Origin of the sequence: Microbulbifer sp. TYP-18, assembly GCF_040932045.1 — a bacterium.
Lineage (GTDB): Bacteria > Pseudomonadota > Gammaproteobacteria > Pseudomonadales > Cellvibrionaceae > Microbulbifer.
In genome coordinates this window covers 1-2,044 of record NZ_JBFRBC010000073.1, presented here as the reverse complement: position 1 = coordinate 2,044, position 2,044 = coordinate 1, and the positions used below count along the sequence as shown (strand labels likewise).

Annotated in this window: 1 protein-coding gene; it reads left to right on the top strand. The window is 54.0% G+C overall.

The features are described from left to right. Nucleotides 1-2,044: hypothetical protein (locus tag ABVT36_RS18900; RefSeq protein WP_368457948.1), on the top strand; the 2,044-nt coding region annotated here is incomplete at both ends.

The following is a 2,044-nucleotide window of genomic DNA, read 5'->3' as shown; positions in this document are numbered from 1 at the left end:
GAATGAAATCACGCAAAGTGAGACCCAGTGGAAATACAGCCTGTTCGATAAGGAGGATCAGTTAATTACGGTGGTGGATGCTCCGTTGGATACCCCCGTTGACAACCCCGACCTGGATCTGAATTGGGAGGTTGTAAATAGTGGGGAAACGGTACAGAACGATATCAGCAGTAGCAGTAGCACGGGTGGTGTGCCCACTGCCGGCAGTCGCAACAAAACCACCAACAGTACCAGCACCTCCACCGTCTGGGTGGACCTGAATGGTGGCAGTATGCCCGCGGCAACGGACGAGGCGGTGGCTAATGCCCTCAGTCTGCCCGCCGAGCGCGCGCAAAGCACCACCCGTGACAACAACATCAACTACGTGGACGACGAGGGCAAGGGTTTTGCCAGCAACCCCGGAGGTGTCAATGCCGTCAACGCCAGCCTGTCGTGGGTGGACAATACCGACGAGCTGACGCATCTGGCTGCCAATGACCCGCGCCTCAACTTTGAAGACCTGAATCTCACCGCGCAGCTGCAGAGCGATCTGGCGGGGCTGCTCGGCAGCACCAGCTACCAGCTGGATGGCACCGGCCAGGGCAGCCACAGGGGCTATATCGAGCGGGATACCCTGCACTACTACACCAGCCGCCAGGTCACACTCGATAGCGGTCGTACCATCACCGTGTTTACCAACCGCATCGAAGTGGAAGAAAAGTTACATGTGTTTGTGCCCCTGTCCCACGGCGGCACGGAAAATGGCTGGCGCGAAGTGGTGATTACCACCAACACCTACAATTACGATGTCACCAGTGACTTCCTGCAGGCGGATGACAGCGCCGCGGACAGTGTGCTCGAAGATGCACAGAACAACCCGTTGACGTTGATGCCAAGTCTCGATTGGGCCGTGGACAACAACATGCTTACCCTCGATAGCAGCGACGTAGTCAGCGTGTTTGGGGCCACCGCCAAAGTCAAGGTGCTGGCGAGGAATGACAGTGGCACTGTGGTGATGAACAACACCCAGTACAACTGGAGTGACGGCATGGCGATTGCGTTGGATCCCAGTGCCGCCGCTGTTTCCCTGACGTTTGTTGATCCCGACGGGCTGGTGTTGCACGCGGTGGATCTGTACAGCAGTGTGGCCTCTCACCAGAGTGGCAGCGTGGGTCTGCCGGGTGAGGGGGTAGGCCTGGAGCATTTACCGGAGGTAAACAAGTTCTGGTTGTCTGCTGGCTATCAATCCTCCAGGCAGGGCAGTGGGTCCAGCACCCACTTTGCCTACAATGACTCGGTGAAGGTCAAGGAGACTACCTATGCTGCAGTAGGAGGACAAAAAGCCATAAGTAATCCGGGACAAGTTGATACGCAAAAACTTATTGTTACTTACGAAAACGCTGGAACAAATCAAATAAGTAGTGAGCTTGCCTATTCTGAGCCAGGATTTTCATTTTACGATATTACTTATGAGCAACTTGTCACAATAAATGTCTCTGGGCTGCCCCCATCGCAAGGTGCTAGCGTGGTAATTGACGGTAGGACTGTCACAATTCCAGGAAATGGAAGGCATCGCCTTTCTAGCGGATTTCAGATCAAGCGATTCCATCACCAGAATTGGTACCAAGGCCCTACAGATGTTTCGATAAAGTTATTCAATACTGAATTTGGGGAGAAGGTAATCGCGCATGGTGCTTCAGGGGGCACACACTCTTCCGAACCTTATGTTCGTGTGTTCGGGCTGGATAGTTCTGCCAAGACAGTAGAGTTCTCGGCTGATGGTAAAACGGTAACTTCATCTGTTGCTAATGGCCTGGCCGACCTGGATACCAGCTCGATGGCCAGTAGCAGCAATCTGGCATTCACTATGACAGTGAAAGACAGCAGCGGTACAGTCATCAACGAAGCCAAAGGCAACTTCAATAACACTGCCCCGGCGACGGTTAACAACCTGACCAACGCGGTTACCAAAAGCGTCAAGACGAACACCTATAGCCGCAATACGTCTTCCGATGGCGACAGTTATACCTCCGTCTTCTACTCGCAGACCGGCCTTTACAACCGC